The organism is Luteolibacter sp. LG18 (genome assembly GCF_036322585.1).
GTDB lineage: Bacteria > Verrucomicrobiota > Verrucomicrobiia > Verrucomicrobiales > Akkermansiaceae > Luteolibacter.
In genome coordinates, this window is the sequence record NZ_AP024600.1 from 5,666,529 (window position 1) to 5,681,822 (window position 15,294).

At 62.3% G+C, this 15,294-nt stretch carries 7 protein-coding genes and 1 tRNA gene; 1 reads left to right on the forward strand and 7 read right to left on the reverse strand.

The features are described 5' to 3' along the window. Positions 1–148 precede the first annotated feature (148 nt). Positions 149–3,040, reverse strand: coding sequence for an RICIN domain-containing protein (locus llg_RS22545; RefSeq protein ID WP_338287341.1), 2,892 nt, complete (start codon positions 3,038–3,040; stop codon positions 149–151). Positions 3,041–3,309: 269 nt separating this feature from the next. Between llg_RS22545 and llg_RS22550 the strand changes: the two genes are divergently transcribed. Beyond that, positions 3,310–4,692: a sulfatase gene (locus llg_RS22550; protein ID WP_338287343.1), complete on the forward strand. Its 1,383-nt coding sequence runs from the start codon at positions 3,310–3,312 to the stop codon at positions 4,690–4,692. A gap of 161 nt (positions 4,693–4,853) precedes the next feature. Here the strand turns inward: llg_RS22550 and llg_RS22555 are convergent, their stop codons facing one another. The 6 genes from llg_RS22555 to llg_RS22580 form a co-directional block, all read right to left on the reverse strand. Then, positions 4,854–6,557: a DUF262 domain-containing HNH endonuclease family protein gene (locus tag llg_RS22555; protein ID WP_338287344.1), complete on the reverse strand. Its 1,704-nt coding sequence runs from the start codon at positions 6,555–6,557 to the stop codon at positions 4,854–4,856. A gap of 217 nt (positions 6,558–6,774) precedes the next feature. Continuing rightward, positions 6,775–6,849 (reverse strand) — tRNA-Asn (locus tag llg_RS22560). Between the two features lie 93 nt (positions 6,850–6,942). Continuing rightward, positions 6,943–8,868 carry a hypothetical protein gene (locus llg_RS22565; protein WP_338287345.1) on the reverse strand — a complete coding sequence of 642 codons (1,926 nt, stop codon included), beginning with the start codon at positions 8,866–8,868 and terminating at the stop codon, positions 6,943–6,945. 101 nt (positions 8,869–8,969) lie between these two features. Further along, a complete protein-coding gene (locus llg_RS22570; protein ID WP_338287346.1) occupies positions 8,970–10,490 on the reverse strand; it encodes a hypothetical protein in 1,521 nt (506 codons plus the stop codon). Between the two features lie 55 nt (positions 10,491–10,545). After that, positions 10,546–12,987, reverse strand: coding sequence for an Amuc_1098 family type IV pilus outer membrane protein (locus tag llg_RS22575; protein WP_338287347.1), 2,442 nt, complete (start codon positions 12,985–12,987; stop codon positions 10,546–10,548). Between the two features lie 276 nt (positions 12,988–13,263). Further along, a complete protein-coding gene (locus llg_RS22580; protein WP_338287348.1) occupies positions 13,264–15,243 on the reverse strand; it encodes a DNA gyrase/topoisomerase IV subunit A in 1,980 nt (659 codons plus the stop codon). Positions 15,244–15,294 lie beyond the last annotated feature (51 nt).

Below are 15,294 nucleotides of genomic sequence, written 5' to 3' on the forward strand. Positions count from 1 at the left end.
AAAGCCGCTTCCCTTTCCCGAGGTGAAAAGAGCTGCCCACACGCAAAGCGATGCAACTCCGGCGAGCGGGACCAACATGATCAGGCGTTTCATCTCCAGAAGAAAAGCCGCGCCCCGGATGAGGCGCGGCGGTGGATAAGTAGTGGATTCAAGGAGCGATGGAGATCAGCCATTGCTGGTTGGTTCCGCCGGTGTAGTTCCATTGGATCACGGACGCGCCATCGGCGGTGCTGGCACCGCTCACGTCCGCGGCCTTGCCGGTGGCGTGCATCGGGGTGAGGCGGTAGAACCCGTCGCCCGCCGGGGTCACCGTCCACTTCTGGTTGTTGCCGCCATTCCACGGCCAGATGTCGATCGCGGGCCCGTCACCGGTTCCATTCCCCATCACCTCGAGCGCCTTGCCACTGGCCACACCCAGGATTTGATACTGGCCATTGCCCTGATCGGTAAATGTCCACTTCTGGTCGCTGCCGCCATCATAGCCCCACTGGACCGCCGGGGTGCCATCGGCCGTGGAACCGCCGTTCACATCGAGCGCCTTGTTGCTTTTCCGGTTGAACAACCGGTAGGTGCCGTTCGGAACGGTGCGGCCCTGGTTGGTTTCCAACGCGATCTCGCCGACCTGCAAACCGGTGGCATCACCGTTGTTCGCGGTGACGTTGAGGCGGTAGTAGCGGTAGGCGGTGGTGTTGGTGAAGTCGAATGACTTCGTCTGGTAGCGGTAGGTGAAGCTCTGGCCGCTCCGCGTATCCAGCGTGGTCCATGTGGTGCCATTGTTGGAACCCTGGAATTGCCAGGCCGCCGGATCACGCCCCGCGACATCGCCCGCGCTGGTGATGCCATAACGCTTCACCGTTTGCGCGAGGCTCGCTCCGAAGTCGTATTGCACCCAGCCGGTGGTGCCCGCATTGCCATTGAACCACTTCGAGCCCGGATTGCCGTCGAACGCCTTCGCCGCGCCCTCGGTGCCGGAACCACCGTTGGCACTCGCGGTCGCGGAGCCATTGACGGCGACGTTGGTCATGGCGGCGATCGGAAGCGCGGCGTCCTGCGGGGAATTCGAGCTGTCCCCCGCGGCATTGGCCGCGGTGACGACATAGTAGTAGGTCGTTCCATTGGCCGCCGTGGTGTCGATGTAGGCCGTATTGCCCACCGTGGCCAGGGTGGTGTATCCGCTGCCGCTGGTGGTCGAGCGCTTCACCTTGTAGCTGGTGGCTCCAAAGGACTCGGTCCAACGCACGGTGACCTGATTGTGGCCGGGAGAGGTCACGATCGCCGAAGGTGACGCCGGCGTGACCGCGCCCTGCCCGCCATCCCCGCCGGTCATGCAGACGTTGGTGAACGTCGAGGTGCTGGAGGCGCCGGTGACCTGCGAGGTGCCGAAAAGGCCGGCATACACCGTGGATGGCATCCCCGAGAAATCCGCCGTGCCCGCGGGACTCCAACAACCACCGTCCTTCGAAACGAAGGTCTGGATGCGGTTTCCGACACGCTCCATTTTCACCCAATACGGCAACGACTGCACGGCGAAGGACAGCGAGGCGGCATTGCTGCCATAGGGCAGGGTCGTGTAACCGCGCATCCCGCGCTCGTAGGTGCTGTTGGGCGTGATCGCGACAAATACCTGCCGCGCCGCGGTGCCGGTGGCCACGTCACGCAGCAGGATGCCCGCCTTCGCGCTGGTGCTGCCGACATTCGCCACCGAGGTGACCTTCGCCAGCAGTGTGAAGTCACCCGTGACCGCGCGGTAGCTGAAGTGGACCGAGGGAGCGCTCGATCCCCAGATATCCACCCCGTTGTAACCGCCGCCAAGCGTCCAAGTCCCGCCACTGTATGAACCGCTGCCCGCGGGCGTGCTGCCGTTGAGATCGGCATTGGTGAGACCGTTCGTCACCGTCGCCACCGCGGGGTAGACGGGTAACGTCGGCGGCGTGGCGGTGGAGGAATCGGCGCTCTTCAGAAAAAGGAAGCTGTTGCCATCTTCCGTCTGATCCACCCGGTAACGCTGGATCCACGGTGCGCTGATCCCCTTCCGCACGGCATAGGCTCCGTGCAGGAGGTTCAGGGCTCTGCGTCCCTGCACCGTGGAACGCGGCGCGCCGCTGATGCTCGGGAACGTGCCCCAGAACGGCGCGCCGAAACTCACGAAACCCGGCGCGGTATCCGGCAGGTTATAGCGCGCATAGTATTCCCCCGCCGCGAGGATGCGGTTGTCCATGATCGAAAACACGTCGATCCCTTGCTTCCAGAGGATCTCCCCGATGAACGCGAGGTTGTTGACGAATAGCGAGGTGTGTCCCTGATCGCGCCCGGTGTCGCCGACCTGACCATTGGGAAGGGTGTCCCGCAACCCGGCGTCCCCATCCCTGAGAAGCGCCGACACCACCTGATCCAGCTTCGTTTGGTCATCGTTGAACACCGCGATCGCCGTGGCCGCCAGCAGCGGCTCCATGCCCTGCGAGCCCGTGGTCAGCGGTCCCGGCAGCGAAAGATTGGGCCAATACACATTGGAAAAAAAGTTCTGCACCGTGGTGGTATCACTGGCCGTCCAGCCGGGCCAGGTTCCGCGCAGGATGTCCGCCCCGCCCACGTAACAATAGGCGTAGTCGCCGATATCGAAGGAGCTCTCCACCCCGGTGAATGCCGTCTGGGTGGTGGCCCACGCCAGCAGGATGTCATGCGCCTTTTGCGCGTAGGCATTGTTTCCGGTGAACTGCCACATCAGGGACAGGTTGAAGATCGCCTGCATGTCGTTCTTCCACGCCCCTTCATTCGCATAGGATCCCGCGTCATTCCGGCTCACCGTCGCGAACGGTCCCTGCATCGTGTAGCTGGCGGAGGAACGGCCATCCGCCTGCAAGGCCGCGTAACCGGACTTCCACGGTTCGGTGTTCAGATTCGCCTTGAGGGTATTCAGGTCATCCACGGTCAGCGGGATACCGGGATGGGTGAAGGCATCGGCGGTGGTGATACCGGCCCCGGCCAATGGCCAGGCGACAGCGGCAAGCGTCCTCACGGACGCCAGGAGGCGTTTTTTCATGTTCTGGGTTTTGGGTTGGGTTTGGGGAGAGCCACCAGGCGGTCACCCTCCACCACCTTGCCGGAGGAAAAGGCTCCACTCCGTCAACATGGCATCTAACACCTGCCCAATGGCCCTCGCCGAAACCACCGCCCCGGCAGGCACACTGGTAAATGCCGTCTTCACCCATGCCCGGCCGGTCTTCCGGAAACCGAGCCCTTCAAAAAATTGGATGAAACAATTACCCTCCCGGATTCGTTTTGAGGGATGGTCTTCCATCCGACCGGTCCATGATGAATCCCGTCCTTCGCTCCGTGCGACGATGCGCCTTGAGCCTCGCCGCCCTCCTGTTGGGAACACCCGCGTATTCCGTGGAACCCGCGCACAAGCCCAACCTCGTCATCTTCATCTCGGACGACCACACGGCGGGCGACTCCACGGTTTATGGCTCCAAGGACATCGCAACGCCGAACATGTCGCGTCTCGCCGCCGAAGGCATGACCTTCGACCGCGCCTTCGCCGCGTCCCCCACCTGTGCGCCCAGCCGTGCGGCGATGCTCACCGGCCTCATGCCCGCCCGCAACGGTTCCGAGGCGAACCATTCGGCTCCCAAGCCGGAGATCAAGAAGCTCCCCGCCTACCTGAAGGAACTCGGCTACGAGGTGGTCGCCTTCGGCAAGGTCGGGCACTACCAACAAACGAAGGACTACGGTTTCGACCTCAGCGAGCACAACGGATTCCACGACGATGTCGCCGTGCCCGAGGCGCTGAAATGGCTGGAAGCGCGGAAGAGCGACAAGCCGCTCTGCCTCTTCGTCGGCACCAACTGGCCGCACGTGCCGTGGCCCGACACACCCGAAGGCCACGAGCCAAAGGACGTCAACATCCCTCCGAACCACGTGGACACCCCCGCCACCCATCAGGCACGGGCGCGCTATTACGCGGCAATCACCCGCATGGACAACGAGCTGGGGCAGGTGCACGACCTCGCCCGCAGGAAATTCGGGGACGATCTGTGTTTCCTGCACTTCTCCGATCAGGGGGCGCAATGGCCCTTCGGCAAATGGACGCTCTACGACGAAGGCATCCGTGTTCCCATGATCGCCGTGTGGCCGGGCCATGCCAAGGCCGGCTCCCGCAGCAACGCGTTGGTCTCGCCGGTGGACGTGCTGCCGACCTTGGTCGACGTGGCCGGAGGCAAGCCACCGGAGACCATCGATGGCCGCTCGTTCGCCGGAGTCCTCACCGGAAAGACGCAGGATCTCCGCGAGCGGGTCTACGTCACCCACAGCGGCGACGGCGATTTCAATGTCTATCCGGACCGCTGCGTGCGTGACGGGCGTTGGAAGTACATCCTCAACCTCCATCCCGAGTTCAAGTTCACCAGCCATATCACCAAGGCCGGGGAAGCCGGTTCGAAATACTGGGAGAGCTGGATGAAGAAAGCCCAGGATAACCCGGTGGCGGCCGCCAAGGTGGAGCGATATCAACGGCGTCCGAAGGAGGAGCTTTACGATCTCCAAGGGGATCCGCTCGAGCTGCACAACCTGGCGGAGGAACCGGCCCAAGCCGACCGGCTTTCCTCCATGCGCGCCGATCTGGAACGGTGGATGAACGAACAGGGCGACCAGCGCACGGTCTTCGGGAAGCCGACCCTGTTGGAGGCAAAGTGACTCAAACGGGCTGCCTGGCAGGCGCGACGATCGCTCCCGCCATTTGCCCATCCGAGTGAAGAATCGCCAAGTTGTAGCAATCCACGACATCCACCCCAGTCACCGCTGCACGAGCTGGATCGCTGGTTAGTCGACGAGGTGATCTTGGGGGCAGGGGCTCATCAGGGAAAGCGCCAAACCGTGGTTGCAAGCCTGGCCAGTCTTTTCTGGCGCTCATTGATCGCCGCCGGAGTCCATTCATCCAAGCTACCGAGTTCTTCAGTCAGCCCATACTGGCTCGTTTCGAAAATAGCCGTTTTATCGGCGAACGGCTGTTGCCCGATTTTTTTGTTCTTCCCGTATTCCAAAAGGGCGTAATTACCGAGCCGCTCCACATAACGGTCGTGTTCGACCTCGGAAAAAATCGTCGCCCAATGATCATCTAGGCTATCAGGAAGGATGTGCTCGATTGTTGCGTTCGCGCTGCTCCAGCTCAGATCCTGACCGGAGTTCTGTCGCTCAAGTTCACAGAGAATATACCGGATAATCTTCTTTCCCTTGCTGTTGACGGACTGCCGAAAAACCTCGAAATCCGCCCGAAACTGGTCGTCGTCCACATAGACCGCGTGCAGTAATCCACGAACCTCCGACGCCTTGGTCACGCTTCCATTTTGCAACCCGAGGGCGGCTTCGTTGAAACGCTTCTCCAATTCGTGTGTTCCTAGCCGACTGATTACATTGAAACGGAACGAGAGAGTCACACAGTCTTTGAGAACCTTTACCCCTTCATCGCCCCCAAGCTTTCGAAACGCAGCCAACGCAAGCGGCTTGTATTGACTCACGCCAAACAACACCAAAGCGCGAACCTGTTCCGTCGCGCCGGGGAAATCGAGCCAAAACTCGTCTTCAGCGTCGCCAAGCGCACGATAGCATACTGAAGCCCGTTCCAAATCCTTAACCAGTTCCATCGCACCCTCCGCCGAAGAAACCTCCTCACGGATTCTGCGGAAAAGTCTCTCCTGCCGGACAAATCGATAAAGCGAGTTGAAATAGTGCCTCAAAAACTCCGGCAGCCGCCGCACGCCGATCTGGCCAGTCACCCTCTGCCAGCGCTTGAGCACATGTTCGAGATCTCCCTTGCCCTTTTTGGACACGAGCGACATCAGGTAGTTTTTGATCAGATCGCTGGCCGTAAGTTCCAGTCCGCGCGCATTGAGTGTCTCAAAAACCGTGTAGGCTCCCATATCGTCCTCAACGACGACCTGAATGAAAAGCAGCCGCACTGATACCAGCGCATCGATCCACTCCGCCAATTGCTGCCCGCTGTAATCCGAAAGCTCCTCACCGATGCGTTTGGAGAAATATTTGAATGCTCCCCACAGCTGCTTTTCGGAATCACCCAGCGAACGCTCGCTGACCGGCTTCTCAAGCTGCACCAGCGTGCCTTGATAAAAATCATCGTCGTTCCGGTTAAGCGTGAGTTTGCTCGCCTCCACCAGCGAACCGGGTTGCTTGGCTCCAATGAAGCTGCCCCGCAACAACGTCGCCCGCTCCCTGTTTGCGTCCGGCTCCACTCCAGCATCTGCGAGTTCCCTCAACCTGGCGATCACGCAAAGAATGAGAATGCTCAAGGTCGCGATCCGCTGCTGGCCATCGATGATGGTGTATTCCTCCGGATTCTCGTTCTGCATCAGAACCAGCGATCCCATATAATGCTGCAATGATCGCTTGGCCGTGAGATCCTGCAAATCCAGCCACAGATCCTCCCAATGCTCCTCCTTCCATGAGTAGTCCCGTTGAAACGACGGCACCCGGTAAGATCGCCCATTCCCAAGCAGGTTCTTGAGGTTCGGGGTGCTGGTGGCGAGAAGATTTGAGGCAGCCATCGCGTTGGGCCTGAACTTAGTGGAAAAATGGTAGGTTGCCAGTCTCGGAATCAACGACCTCAAACTCAGCGTTTTCGGAAGCTGAGGCGGCCTTTCCTTGCAAGGGTGGGCGGAATCCGAAGCACGCATAGCCCCCTGTAGCAGCCCCCAAAGTATCAAGCTCCATTGCCGAGAAAAAGGCGAAGGCCCTGATTCGTTGAGAATCAGGGCCTTCAATTGGCTCCGGCGGTAGGGCTCGAACCTACGACCTAGTGGTTAACAGCCACCCGCTCTACCGCTGAGCTACACCGGATTTGCCATTGTCGCCCCGGCTTGCGGGGCGGGCGGAAGATGATCGGGGACCCGGGTTTCGCGCAAGGCAAAAATGACACGAAACCCGATGATTTTATCCCTTCGCGTAACGTTCGCGGAATTGACGCAGCAATTCATCCACGCGATCGGTTTCCGGAGCGGGAGTATCCGGGGAAGCCGAAGGCGAAACCGGCACCGGCGGAGGAATCACGGCGGCCGTCTCCAGCGGGGTCGGAGCGAAAACGGGCACCACGGCGGGCACCGGAGATTCCCCCATGGGCTGGAATGGAGAAGGAGAAGACTGCCCCACGGGAGCAGCCTGCGGAGAAGGCCAGGACAACGGAGGTGCCTCATGCGCGGCTTCCGAGGCCAACACATCCGCCAATGGAGTTTCGTGGAACGCGGCCGGCGCGGGAGCGAACGAAGGTTGAGGCGCTTCGTCCACCACGGGCCAAGCCGACGGCAAGGACGGCTCGGGCGCGGAAACCGGCGCCGCCGCCTCTGGAACCAACGTGGCCACTGGAACTGGAGCCGCTTCCGGAACCACCGGCTCGTACACCACCGTCGCGACCGGGATCGGAGGCTCCGGAAGTGGCGGAGGACTCACATTCCAGACGATCGCTTCCGGCTCCGGAGCAGGAACAAACGCCGCCACGGGTTCGGGAGCGGGTGGCACCTCGGGTAACACGACCGGCTGCTCGACGGCGTGGGCCACCACTTCGTCCCGTGCGAGGACGGGAGGCGTTTCGTCTCCGGTTTCCGAGGCTACGGCGGCGGAGGCAGCCGCCATCGCGGCGGCCACTGCGGCCGGAGGAGTCACCGTGACCGCATGGGCAGGCTCCGGAGCGGGAAGATCCAATTCGGGCTCCGGCACCTCCTTCACGTGATGGTTCGGCTTGGACTGTGGTTTGTTCTGACGGGCAGCCTGAACCCAAGCCTCGCCGGCGGAACGCAGGATCCCGCGCGCATGATGAATGCCGTTGGTGAGGTCCAGCCGGTCATAGACCCGCTCTCCCAGTCCGGGCGCGCGGGCATCCAGCAAAGCAACAATCTCATGGCGCGTCAGTGGCTCCAACTCCACCACCACCTCGGCCAGTCGATCCGCCAAACCGGCACTGAGCCGCGGCAAGAACGCGCTGTCCCAGATGTCCCGGTTGACCGACACGATCGCGTCGATGCGGCCCGCGGCGTGGCGCAGCGAACCAAGGAATGCGGCCAAACGCAGCGCCGAGGATTCATCCGCCGAAAAGCCCTCGAGGTCGTCCGCCACCAGCACCACACGCACAAGCTGGCTCACCAGATCCAGCAGCGTCGCAAGGCGCTCGAAAACCTGGGCGTCCGGCTGGCCGGGAACGGACACCGCTTGAATCAGGGCACCGGTACGCAGCGGATGATCGACCGGGGTGGAAGCGAAGCGAAACAAGGCGTCCACCCAGAACATCACCTCCCGCAGCGGGGTGCCATCGCGCTGGGCCAGCTCAAGGGCCAAGCGCGGCCCGAGCACCTCGAAATTTTCCTTCGCCCAATGGGCGGTCACCGCATTCGGATGATGGAAATCAAAGGTCTCCACGGGACGATTGCGGAGCGCCGCCAAAGCCCCTTCCCGATCCTGGCAAGGCACCTCGCCGGATCGCACGAGCGGCTGGAGCGCCTGGGCGAACAACCGGCGCACCAGTAGATCGAGTACCGTCAAACCACCGCCAGCCGGCAACGCGCGGCCCAACCGGGCAAGGGTGTCCGCCATGACGGTGGAAGCATCGATATGGCTGCCATGCGCCGCGTGGAGGGCGATGAACTCGTGCCCCTGCCCGAGATGATGCTGAAGACGGGAAAGGAGATGGGTCTTGCCATGACCGGCCCGGGGCGCGCGCAGGAGGATGCAACGCCCGGGATGCTCCGTCTCGACGGCGAGCAGATCCCACAATTGCTCATAGGCCTGCTGGTTGACGGGCTCGGCATGAACGACCGGCAAGCGGCCGAGGGTTTCGAAAAGAGCTTGGAACGGGTGCTCGATGGCCATGGGGATCTAGGTCCGAGTCGGACCCGAACACCATGGCTGCGGGGACGGTTTCTCACAAGGAAGAAACAACCTTGGCACTCTCCAACAATCCGTTGGATCCCTTACCGGGGCTGGGTCAGCTTCTCGAACTCGGAGGCAGCGGGCTCCTTCGGAGCTTCCCCTGAAGAGCGGATCGCCCCTTGGGCAAAAACCTTCTTGTCGAAATCATCGACAGGTGCGGCGACCGTTCCGGACACCGTCACCTCCAGCCAGCGCATATCCTCGCGCTTCGGGCCGAAAGCCGCGTCAAGCCGCGGCTTCCCCGCCACCAGAGGAGCGGGGAGGCCCACTTCCAGACGCCCCGAGAGCGCCTTGCCGGCGGACATCGAAATACCTCCTCGGATCATCAAGCGCCCTTTCGATTCAAGGCGCAGATCATCCAGCGAGGTCTCCGCGCCGTTGATCCGGAGCACCCCGGACGAGCCGCTTTCAAGATCCAGGTCCTGGAACCCCTCATCGTTGAACATCGTCCGCAATTGCGCCAAAAACGGCAGTTGCGCCAACTGCATCGAGGAACCGAACCCGCCTTGAAAGGAAATCACCACACGCTGCGCATCCGGCTTCGCGGGATCGAAGGTCAGGAAATTCGAGTTCGGCGTGCTGCGGGTCTCGATCCGGCCATGCAGCAGGCGGCCAAGCTCCGGTCCAGCGAGATACTCCAACGGCAGATCCTTGGCGGCGACATCCAACGTGGTGGCCCGGCCCGATCCGCCGGATTCCACCTGCCCGACCAACTCCACCGAGCCTTTCCCGTCACCGGACTCACGAAGACGGAGGCTCACGATATCAAGCTGGCGTCCCGTCACCCCGATCAAGGCGCGATCCAGGGCGAAGTCCGGCAGGTTTTTACGGAACTTGACCGTGCCACGGTTGAGACGCAGCTCCGGACGGCCGTCCGAACCTTTCGGATAGAGCGAGACCTCGCTGCCCAGGATCGACATCGCCGGCCCACGGGGATCGCCGAAATACATCGAAAGGTTCGAACACCGGAACCGGTTGAACTTGAAATTGGAGCCGCCGGTGCTGGCGATTTCACTGCCCTCCGAAGGAACACCAACCAGCAGCTCGCCCTTCTGGGCCGTCACCTCCTCACCTGTCCAAGGCTGGCCGAGGAAGCTCGTAACCCTCAGCTCCGCCGATACTCCCTGGAGATTGAGTTTTTTGAGCGGCACGGAATCGGGCCAATCGAACGAAAGGGTCATCGCGTTCGCTCCGATGGGCGTCACCCGGAACTGGGTGGCATCCACCTTGGCTCCGGAAGCGGCCCCGGCCTTCGCCATCACGCCGTTCCGGTAACCCGAGCCATTCATGTACACCACCACGCCCCCGGCCACCACCAGCAGCAATCCCAGCACGACCACGACGGCCACAAGCTGGACGGCGCGCATCCGCCGGGCCCGCTGCTCGTTCTCACGGTGCGGCTGGTGGCTCCGGCGCTTGCGGCTCCGGACCTTGATGGCCTGGGTGCCATCGGCGCGGGTGACCAGTTCGCCGTTGGAACGGTCACCATTGGACCGCTCCTTCAAGCGGTCCATCATCTCACTGATGCTGTAGTTCTCCGGCTCGCGGGGATCGGAAGACATGGTCTCTTGGAATGATATCAAATCCCGGTTTGCCCCGGGGCAGCGGAACTACTGATCAACGCTGATTGATCGGCCGTCCAGTCGGATCGACCAATTTCACGTTGACCATGAAAAGCACGACCTTCTTGACCGGAGCCTGGACGTGGGACTGGAACATCCGTCCCACCACCGGAAGATTCCCCAGCAGCGGGGTCTTGTCCTCCACCCGTTGCGCGCGCTCCTGCACCAATCCGCCGATCACGACGGTGGCACCATCGGCCACCGCCAGGCTGGGCGTGTTGATCGCGATCTTGCTGAACACCGGCATCAGGATCGCGTTCTGCGTGATCGGGGTGTTCTGCGCCGCACCGGTGGCATCGAAACCGATCGTGTTGATCGGAGTGCCGTAGTTCACAAAGCCATCGAAGTCCTTGATCGTCGGCTTCAACTGCAGGTCCACCGTGCGCTTGTCCGCCGAAACCGTCGGCAGCACCTCGAGAACCGTGCCCACTTCCGCGGTCTCAAACGCCGTCGGATGGGACGGCGTCACCGGGAAGATGCCCCCGCTGTCACCGTTGTTGTTGTTATTGCCGTTGTTGTTGTCGAGATCCGAGAACCCCACCCGGTTCGGGACTTCCGGGGGTTCGTATTCGGTCGGATACTTCATTTCCTTCACGACCCGGATGCTGGCCGCTTGGCCGCTGCGGGTGACCACGGAAGGAGTGGACATCAGGTCGATCCCGCGCTTCTGCGCAAGGCCGCGCATCACGCCTTCATAGGCGGTGCCATTGAGCATCCCGTTCAAGCCGAGCACACCAGGTGCGCGCTTGGGGGTGCTGGCAAAACCCTGGGCGTTGTTGGCGATCGCTTCATCGATCGCGTCCGCGGTCACCGCGTAGTCGCCGCTGCGGTTCCCCGCCGTGATCGGGTGGCGGTTGACGCCGGTCGGCACCGAAATGTCGCTGAGATCGCCGCCGTTCCCCTGGGTGCCACCGGAAAGGATGAGTTCGTTGGAGATCCCAGACTCGTTGAGCAGCCAGTCGAACCCGAGTTCGTCCATGCGGTGCTCCTCGGCCTTCAGCATCGTCACGGTGACCACCACCTGGACCGGCTCGGTCTTCGCGACCAGCTCCACCAGTTGGGCCACCATGTCCTGGTTCGCCTCGGTATTGCGCACCATGAGCAGGTTGGTGGAGGCATTCAGGGTGGCCGTGGCCCCCTCCGGGAAGGTGATGCCCTTCGACTTCAGCACCTCGAGGATGCCGCGTCGCTTGGCCAGCAAGCCTTCCGCCGGTTTGTCGCCCGTGCTGGCGAAGGGATCCTGGGTCGTCGAGGCCGAGCCAGCGGTCGCGCCACCCTCGCTGATGTTGGAAAGGAAATCCGGCGGCACCCGGTAGGTCCGCGTGGTCAGCTCGGTGGTCATCGCCCCGAGGGAACGGATGATCACGGAAAACTCGTCGGTGGTGTAGGCCGTCTGCGTCAGCTCGTTGATGTATTTCAACGCACCCGAGATCGGAATGTTCTTCAGACGGAGATTGAAGCGCTTCTTGGAAACCCGGTCCGCGACCTCGCTGCCCGGCGGGCCGAGGTCGATGTTGATGTTCACGCCCTTGTGCTTGGGATCCAATTCGAAGGTGTCGAGCTTGGTCGCCTGCGCACGCAGGTATTCCACGGCCTCTTCGAGGTTCACCTGCTCCAGGGTCATCGACGGCAGGATCATCCGGTCGATCTTGTTGGAAATCGAAATCCGGCCCGCATCCGCCGCCTGACCTTCCGCCAGGCTGCTGATCTTATCGCCCACATACGGCGGTTGCAGCTCCCAGGCCGCGTCCACCTGCCCGAGCATCTCGCCGCGGGTGTTGTCATAGGCGGCGCGCAGGTAATCGCTCTTCGCCCCGGCCACGCGCTCCATGCCACGGCGGGCGGCGGAGTTGGTGGCATCGATGCGGAGCACCTTCTCGTAGGTGGACTTGGCCTCGTCGTATTTGCCGAGGTTGAAAGCGCCTTCGGCGGTATAGAGCAACTTGCGGACCTCCTCGACATTCTTGCCGTGGTCGCCAGTCATCGCCGGATTGGTCCGGATCGGATCGTTGAGCTGGTTCTTGAACTCGACAGCCCCCAGATGGTTCGGAGCGACGTTTTCCGCCAGCACCTTGTCCACCGCGGCCTTGGCCCCGGCCACATCGCCCTTGCGGACCAGTTCACGGCCATACTCGACGGACGCCTGGGCATAGCGCTCGGTGGCGGCTTCCCGCAGTTCGACGGTGACGGGCGCGTCCGGGATCAGATCCCGGGCGCCGGAGTAAGCGGTGACGGCGTCGCTGTAGCGACCGGCGGTGTAGGCTTCATCGCCCTTTTTCAAGAGCTCCTGGGCCTCCTCAACACCTTGATAACGCTTGGCTTGCTCTCGCTCAAACAAGCCGGGCGTGTCTCCGCCGAGCACCGGCACCACCAGAAAGGCGGTAGCCAGGAGCGCGGCGCGACCGCACGAGGGTAGGATTCTGCAAACGGATGCCATGGATGGGTTTCCCGGGCTTATAGAGGGCCATTTCGGGGAGGGTAAGCGGAAAATCCGGAAAAACGGGAGAATTTCGCCCTTCCCGCGCCGTGCATTCCGCCCGGCCGCCGCCACCGCCCCGGCACTGTCAGGAAATCCAGCAGGGGCGCGGGTTTTCGCCTCACCCTGGTTACTCACAGAGACCGAGGACACACGCCCCCTACCCCGCCCGCCCCCGGACACCCTCACAAGGTGCCAACCCGGCGGATGAACAGGGTTTCAGGCATTCACTGCCCATCAAGACTCCACCGTCGGATCGTAGTCCTTCGGCGCACGCACGATCTTCTCGATCGCGTGCTTGGTCACCAGGTTGCCGCCGGAGGAGCGCCCCTTGATCGCGAACTCGGAGAACAGCAGCGGGCGGATCAGGTTCCGCATCCGCAGCGCGGGCTTCAAGTGGACCAGCAGCATCTGGGACTCGCTCTCCGCCTCGCTCTTGTGAAGGGCGAAGTAGAGCACGCGGGTGCCCGGGGTGCCCTTGGTAAGGTCGTATTCCTTGTCGCGGGTGATGCCACCGAGCTTGAAGCGCTTGGCGAGGATCGCGCCGTCCTTGCCATCGCGATAAATCATCGAATAGATCAGATCCTCGTCCTTGCGGAGAATTGCGACGTGGATCGGCTTCTGGCCGACGAAGACCTTCTCCGCGACCTTCACCACGCGCATCTTGCCGTCCTGGGTGAAGGTGACGAGATCATCGAGCTTCGAGCACTTCTCCAGCGGTTCCTCCTTCTTCAGACCGTAGCCGGCGAAGCCGTTCTTGCGATCCAGATAAAGCGTCTCGGTGGCCAAGACGACCTGGGTCCGGTCCACCTTCTCAAAGGACGAGATTTCAGTGCGGCGCTCCCGGCCCTTGCTGTATTTTTTCCGGATTTCCTCGAACCAGCGGATGGTGAACTTGGTGAGATTGCGGAGGTTCTTCTCCGCCTCGTCGATTTCCTTTTCCAAGGACTTGATCTCCTCATCGGCCTTGAAGGCGTCGAACTTCGAGATGCGCTTGATCTTGATCTCGGTGAGGCGGACGAGGTCGTCCTCGGTCACCTCGCGTTTGAGCAGCTTCTTGAACGGCTTCAGGCCATCATCGATCGCCTTGAGCACCGCGTCCCAAGTCTCGCACTCCTCGATGTCACGGTAGATGCGATTCTCGATGAAGATCTTCTCCAGCGAGCTAAAGTGCCATTTCTCCGCGAGTTCGGCGAGGCGGATCTCCAGCTCCTGCCGGAGGATGTCGCGGGTGTGCTCGGCGTTGTGTTTGAGGATCTGTGAAACCCCGAGGAACTGCGGCTTGCCATCGGCAATCACGCAGGCATTCGGCGAGATCGGCATCTCACAGTCGGTGAAGGCGAAAAGCGCGTCCCGCATCGTGTCCGGATCGGCGCCAGACGGCAGATGGACGAGGATATCGGCATCGGCGGCGGTGTTGTCCTCGATGCGCGCGATCTTGATCTTGCCCTTGTCCGCGGCCGCGACAATCGAATCCATCAGCGCACCGGTGGTGGTGCCGAAGGGAATCTCGACGATCCGCAGGGTGCCCTTCTTGTCGGCATCGATGCGGGCGCGGACCCGGACCTTTCCGCCGCGCAGGCCATCCCGGTAATCGGTGGCATCCATGATCCCGCCGGTGGGAAAATCCGGCAGCAGGGTGAAAGGCTCGCCGCGCAGCGCCGCGATGCTGGCATCGATGATCTCGATGAAATTGTGAGGCAGGATCTTGCACGCCAGGCCGACCGCGATGCCCTCGACGCCCTGAGCGAGAAGCAGCGGGAACTTCACCGGCAGCGTGAAGGGCTCCTTGCGGCGGCCGTCGTAGTTCGTGACCCACTCGGTGACCTTCGGGCTGAAGACGACGTCCAGCGCGAATTTCGTCAGACGGGCCTCGATGTAACGGCCGGCGGCCGCGCCATCCCCGGTGAGGGTGTTGCCCCAGTTGCCCTGGGTATCGATCAGCAGGTCCTTCTGACCGAGCTGGACCATGGCGTCCTTGATGGAAAGGTCCCCATGCGGATGGTAATTCATCGTGTGGCCCACCACGTTCGCCACCTTGTTGTAGCGCCCGTCGTCCAGCTCGTCCATCGAGTGGAGGACGCGACGCTGGACCGGTTTCAGGCCGTCGTTCACGTGCGGGACCGCGCGCTCCAGGATCACGTAGCTGGCGTAATCCAGGAAATAGTCCGAGTACATCCCTCCGAGGGAGGTGTGCTGGTCCGGGTCGTGCATCATGTGGGCGGAGGATGTAGGGGCCGGACCCGGCCGGTGCAAGCCCGTCGTTCT

What these genes read in the sequence shown, in the direction of transcription:
- llg_RS22545 (WP_338287341.1), bottom strand. Translation starts at nt 3,040, where the DNA reads ATGAAAAAACGCCTCCTGGCGTCCGTGAGGACGCTTGCCGCTGTCGCC.
- llg_RS22555 (WP_338287344.1), bottom strand. Translation starts at nt 6,557, where the DNA reads ATGGCTGCCTCAAATCTTCTCGCCACCAGCACCCCGAACCTCAAGAAC.
- llg_RS22575 (WP_338287347.1), bottom strand. Translation starts at nt 12,987, where the DNA reads ATGGCATCCGTTTGCAGAATCCTACCCTCGTGCGGTCGCGCCGCGCTC.
- llg_RS22580 (WP_338287348.1), bottom strand. Translation starts at nt 15,243, where the DNA reads ATGATGCACGACCCGGACCAGCACACCTCCCTCGGAGGGATGTACTCG.
- llg_RS22550 (WP_338287343.1), top strand. Translation starts at nt 3,310, where the DNA reads ATGATGAATCCCGTCCTTCGCTCCGTGCGACGATGCGCCTTGAGCCTC.
- llg_RS22570 (WP_338287346.1), bottom strand. Translation starts at nt 10,490, where the DNA reads ATGTCTTCCGATCCCCGCGAGCCGGAGAACTACAGCATCAGTGAGATG.
- llg_RS22565 (WP_338287345.1), bottom strand. Translation starts at nt 8,868, where the DNA reads ATGGCCATCGAGCACCCGTTCCAAGCTCTTTTCGAAACCCTCGGCCGC.